The sequence below is a fragment of the Deltaproteobacteria bacterium genome, assembly GCA_005879535.1.
Classification (GTDB): domain Bacteria; phylum Myxococcota; class Myxococcia; order Myxococcales; family 40CM-4-68-19; genus 40CM-4-68-19.
In genome coordinates this window covers 1-5,402 of record VBKI01000046.1, presented here as the reverse complement: position 1 = coordinate 5,402, position 5,402 = coordinate 1, and the positions used below count along the sequence as shown (strand labels likewise).

Here is a 5,402-nt window from a genome sequence, read left to right as displayed (position 1 = left end):
CAGCAGATGTGCGCCATCGCGCGCGCGCTGATGTCGGAGCCGTCGCTGCTCCTGCTCGACGAGCCCTCGCTCGGGCTCGCGCCCATCATCGTGGATCAGATGTTCGACGTCATCCGGCAGTTGCACTCGTCGGGGATGACCATCCTGCTGGTGGAGCAGAACCTGGCGGCGGCGCTCGAGATCGCGACGCGCGGGTACGTGATCGAGACCGGCCAGGTGAAGCTGCAGGGGAGCGCGGAGGAGCTGCGCAGCGACCCGAAGATCCGCTCCGCCTATCTGGGCCTCTGAGCCGTGTCGATCTCGCGGGCAAGCTGACCTGCTTCGCTCATCGCAGTGAGGACCTCTTCGTCGGAAGGGTGATCGACTTTGAGACTCCGCACCAGGGCGAGAGCGCGCGCGCGGGAGGCCGCGTCCTTGCGAGCGGTGACGAGAAGGCGCGCGAGCTGCGCGGCGGCGACTTGATCGTCGGGTCGGAGCCGGAGCGCCGCATCGAAGGAGCGGATCGCCGCCTCGCGATCGCCGAGCGACAGCCAGGCTCGCCCCTGCAAGAGGTGCAGGTCGGGGTCCGCCGGAAATCGCGCGATTCCATCGGCCGCAGTAGAGATCGCCTCGCTGGCGCGGTCGACGAGGAGGAAGAACGTGGCCGCCTCCCGATAGGGGAGGGACGACGCCGGGAGGAGGCTGAACATCCTGCGGATCGTCTGCTCCGCCTGCCGGGGCTGTGAAGCCTCGAGCCACGCCCGTGCGGCAATCGGGAGAGGATACGTGAAGCCCGGATCCCGCTCCGCCAGCGCGACGAGATGATCCGCCGTGGAGGCGGGACCGCCTTCCCTCGACCAGAGCACGATCAGGTTCGTGATCACCCTGTGCGACCGTGGCGAAACCTTCAACGCTTCCTGGAACCGATCCTTGGCGGTGCGCAGGTCTCCGGCGCTGAAGGCGACGATGCCTTCCAGCCACGGTCCAAGCATGGTGTCGGGATAAGTCTCGCGCGCCGACCGGGAGATCCGGGTCGCGTTGCTCCATCTCTGTGCCCGGAGCTCGGCGAGGAAATCGCGGATGGTGGGCCCAAGCTTGCCGGGCCAGTTTTCGGCCGCCGACGACCGCGCAGAGAGCTCGACGTCGGAGGGCGGCGCGGCATCGGCACCGCGCATCCGGGCAAGCTCGGTGCGGACGATGAGCGATGCCTCCGTGTCACGGGGGTCCCGCTCGAGCGCAGCCTGCGCATCCACGAGCGCACCGTGGTGCCGCCCGATGCGCGATCTCAGGCTCGCGCGACGCGTGCGCAGGTGTTCCCGCCGTGGGTCCATCTGCAGCGCTTGCGTCAAGGCGGCCTCCGCCTCCTGGAACTGCGCCGCCTTCGCGCGGAGGTCCGCAAGCGCGATCCAGCCGTTCGCGTCGTCGGGAAACATCTCCGTGTATGCGAGCAGGTGCAGGAAGGCGGGCTCGATCCGATCCTGGGAGAGCTCGACCGCCGCCACGTCGAGCAGCTGATGCGCGCGGGCGAAGATTCGTCGCGTCTGGTAGCGAGCGACGAGATGCCAGCTTCCATAGATGGCGGCGGCGACGCCCACGGCGGCGAGGACGGCAACTGCGAACGTCCGCCGCCTCCTGGAGCCGGGGAGTGCTGCCGACATCCCCGATCAGTCCGGCTTGATCGCGCCGGCGACGGGCTGCTTGCCCTGGGCGGTTCGAACGACACGGTAGCGGCCGGGCTTCAACGGACCCGCCAGATCGGTCTTGTCGCCGTCGGGCCAGCGCACGGTCATCGAGGCGACCGAGCCCCAGTCGCCGAGCCCGAAGCGCGCCACCAGCAGGTCGTGCGATTGATTCCCGCCGCTCGCCTTGATCTCACGCATCTGCCGGCGGCCGTCGGCAGCCCGCACGTCGATGCGCGCTCCCACCGCGTACCGGTTCGCGGTGCGCAGATCGTCCAGGCGCACCTCGAACGCGGGTGCTGCGGCGCCGTCGTTGCGCCAGACCACGGGCGTGAGCTGGAAGGGATAGGTGAGGATGTCGAGGTTGCCGTCCAGGTTGTAGTCGATGAACAGCGAGGCGGCGGTCGGGAGGTGATCCTCCAATCCCGCCACGCGGGTCTGCTCCTCGAATGTCGTTCCGCCCTTGTTCCGGTAATAGACGTTGGACGGATTGTAGAGCCGCAAGCGCGTGCCCTGTGCGATGAAGAGGTCCTGCCAGGTATCGTTGTCGAGGTCTGCAAACTTCGCGTTCCAGGTCCACCCGCCGTATCCGACGCCCCACTTCTTGGTGACGTCGACGAAGCTCTTGTCCTGGCGCGCGAAGAGCAGGTTGGTGTGCCCGACCGAAGGCACTTCGTCCGTGAACACCTTGTGCGAGGAGTTGTTGTCGATGGGGCTCTCCGCCATCGCCTTGCAGACGTCGTGCATGGTGACGAAGTCAGCCGGGATCTTCTCGCATTCGGCGAGGATCTCCGTCTTGTCCGCGCCAGTCGCCGGCAAGCGCAGGAGGATTCGCGTCCAGTAATGCGCCGCCACCGCGCAGTCGCGCTGCTCGACCGGGTCGGTCAGCTCCTTGCAGAGTCCGATGCTCCAGGTATCGCGTCCTCGCGCGACAGCTGCTTGGAAACGCGCGAGATCGTCGCAGCGCGCCAGGTCGGCGACCTCGGAGTAGATTCCGCAGCTCCGCACCGGCGGAGCGAGCCGCTTGGGCAGATCGTTCATGCGCCCCATCGCGATCTGCCCGATGTAGAGCTCCGGAATGCCGTCGTTGTCGAGATCGGCGGTATCGAACGACATCGTCGTCATCGTCGAGTAGGGAAGCGGGCTCTCCTGGCGCTTCAACGGTCGCAGCCGGCCGCCCTCGTTGAGGAAGATGCGGTCCGGCTCGTCGAAGTCGTTGCCGACCAAGAGGTGCAGCCGGCCGTCGCCGGTCAGGTCCGTGAAGAGCAGACTGAGGGTATCGCCTTCCGGTCCCGGCAGCGCTTCCGGCGTGAAGTGGCCGGCATGGTTTCGCCACAGACGGTTCACCGCCGGAGCCGGATAGAAGAACCACGACTCGAACGTCGCGGCGCCGGTGACGACGTCGAGATATCCGTCACCGTCGACGTCCGCGAATGCAGTCGAGGCGGCGCACATCTCGCCGGCCCCCGGCAGCTCCGCGTGCGCCTTCCCCGAGAACTCGCCGCCGCGGTTGAAGAGGACGTGGCCGCCGTGACGCCAGGCGGAGAAATACAAGTCCAGGGCGCCATCGCCGTCGAGATCCACCAGGGCTACGTCGCAGACGATCCAGTCCCGCATCTCGGGGAAATCGATCTCCTGAAGCGCGAACCTTCCGCCCAGATTCGCGTACAGGAAGACGCCGAACGAGGTGCCGACGGCGACGTCGGGCCAACCGTCGTCGTTATAGTCGCCTGCGGCCAGGGCGCCGAAATGCATCGGCCCGGGTTGCATGCTCTGGTAGGCACGCGGCAGCGGCAGTCGCTTGAACCCCAGCAGCGGTCCGTCGATCCGGCTGAACGCCTTCTCGCCGCGCTGTCCTTGCGCCTCGAATGGAGTGAACCAGATCTCGGCACCTGCGGGCGCCGCAACCCGCTGCGCGGCGGGCTGTGGACGGACCATGGACCGCAGCTCGGCAGCGGACAGTCCAATCGGCAGAGCGGGGCGCCGCGATGGTGGCGCAGGGAGGGCGGCGAGCTGTGCGGCCTCGCGGGATTGGCCGATGTCGTGCCAGTTCTCCAGCACAGCGGCGGCGACGCCGGTGCCCAGCCCGACGACGAACACCGCGGCGGCCGCAACCGTCGCCACCCGCCACGACAAGGTGGCGCCGAGCAGGCTCCAGGCATAGACGCTGTAGATCCCGAGCGTAGCGAGCAATGCCGCGACGACCGGAACCGGCATGCCGGAGTTCAGCAGCACCGAGCAGACGATCACGTCGAAAGCCATCGGGACCGGCAGAAGAACGCCGAAGGCGGTCGCGCCCACCGCAGAACTTCGGCGAGCGCGGCGCCGGCCACGCCCGCCAGCAGCATGAGCGGCAGCGCGATGAGCGTGACGCGCCACAGATTGCGGGGAAAATGCAGCAATACCCAGCCGAGAGCGCGCACGGGCCCCTTTGGCGCCGGCGCCGCTTCGCCGCGGAGATTGGGCGTCCCGAGCAACGACTCGAGACGCTGGAACCATCCGACGCCGGGGAGCTTCGCCGGTTCTGCCGCCGGCCGCGTCCATCCCGGCCGCTCCGCGAGGCGCGCCAGCCAAGGCGAGATCAAAAGCACCATGATCACGCCGGCGAGGATTTTCAGCGCCGCGAGGTACCAGGGAAAGATCGACAGCACGATGCCGAGCACGATGACGTTGAAGGTCGGCGAGCTGAACAGCGTTGCCAGGGCCGTCTCCACGCGGCTTCCGCCCTTGAGCATTCCCTGCGCGATCGGCGCCGCGCAGTTGACGCAGACGCCGAGCGGAGTGCCGACCAGCATGCCCTGGACGGCGCCGGCAAGCTTTCCGCCGCGCGTGCGGCGCAACAGGGGAAGGATGGTGAGCATGCCGGCGGCGAGGAGCAGGCCGAAGGTCATTCCCTGGCGGTTCGTCAGCGCCCACTCGACGGACGTCCAGCCGATGTGGCGCAGCGTCTGGTCACGCGGCGGCTCGGGGAAGAACCGCTCGAAACCGAGCGGAGTCGAGAGCGCCTCGTTGGGGTCGGCGCTGGCCTTGCCCTGCAGCGAGGGGTAGCGCGACCCGATCCAGAACATCGCGCAAAGGCCGGCGATCAGCGCGCCAGTGATCAGGATGCGGAAATCGAAGCGGCGATCGGCGGCGATCGGTCGTGGATCGAGCGCGGTGTCGGCGTTGCCCATCGTGGACCCTCGGGCGCGTGAGCATACGCCAGCGGTGCCTGCGCTCCCAAAGTCAGAGCGTATCGAGGAACGCGAGCAGCGCCCGACGTTCCGAGTCGGAGAGCGCCGCGAAGCGGTCGCGCGCGGGCTTGCCCTGGCCGTCATGCGCGAGAATTGCGTCGGCGATCGTCCTCACTCTCCCGTCGTGCAGCAGACGCGTCTGCTGGGAGACGCCCCAGAGCGGCTGCGTGCGCATCTCGGCGCCTTTGGCGTCGCCCTGATCGATTCCGTCGCCGAGCGAGCCCATGTCGTGGAGGAGGAAATCGGAGAAGGGATGGTAAGCGACGCGGTCGAATGCGCCGCTGGCGTTGGGCGCGGTCACGAGAGTCTGGACGTGGCAGAACGAGCAGCCAATTGCCGCGAACATGGCGGAGCCGGAGCCCGGCGCGCCACGAGGCGGCGGGCCGAGAAAGCGCACGAAGTCATTGACCTGGGCGAGGGCACTGCCGTCGGGATCGTTCACGCCGGGCGACGGGTTCTGCGCCAGCGAGGCGCAGTTCCCTTGCGGGCAGTTCTCGTCCGGAAAGCGAGG

At 68.2% G+C, this 5,402-nt stretch carries 5 protein-coding genes; 1 reads left to right on the top strand and 4 read right to left on the bottom strand.

All coding sequences use genetic code 11. The annotated features are described in order from the left end of the window. The first annotated feature begins 6 nt into the window (after nt 1-6). Nucleotides 7-288: a hypothetical protein gene (locus tag E6J58_03625; GenBank protein TMB41110.1), complete on the top strand. Its 282-nt coding sequence runs from the start codon at nt 7-9 to the stop codon at nt 286-288. On the opposite strand, the gene E6J58_03620 is transcribed toward E6J58_03625, so the two are convergent. The 4 genes from E6J58_03620 to E6J58_03605 all read right to left on the bottom strand — a co-directional run. Continuing rightward, entirely contained in the window at nt 273-1,637 is a 1,365-nt protein-coding gene (locus E6J58_03620) for a tetratricopeptide repeat protein (protein TMB41109.1), read from the bottom strand. The genes E6J58_03625 and E6J58_03620 overlap by 16 nt on opposite strands. Before the next feature lie 6 nt (nt 1,638-1,643). After that, entirely contained in the window at nt 1,644-4,202 is a 2,559-nt protein-coding gene (locus tag E6J58_03615; protein TMB41108.1) for a CRTAC1 family protein, read from the bottom strand. Further along, nucleotides 3,905-4,975, bottom strand: coding sequence for a hypothetical protein (locus tag E6J58_03610; protein ID TMB41107.1), 1,071 nt, complete (start codon nt 4,973-4,975; stop codon nt 3,905-3,907). The genes E6J58_03615 and E6J58_03610 overlap by 298 nt, the downstream gene beginning before the upstream one ends. Continuing rightward, nucleotides 4,884-5,402: thiol oxidoreductase (locus E6J58_03605; GenBank protein ID TMB41106.1), on the bottom strand; the 519-nt coding region annotated here is incomplete at its 5' end. The genes E6J58_03605 and E6J58_03610, both read right to left, overlap by 92 nt.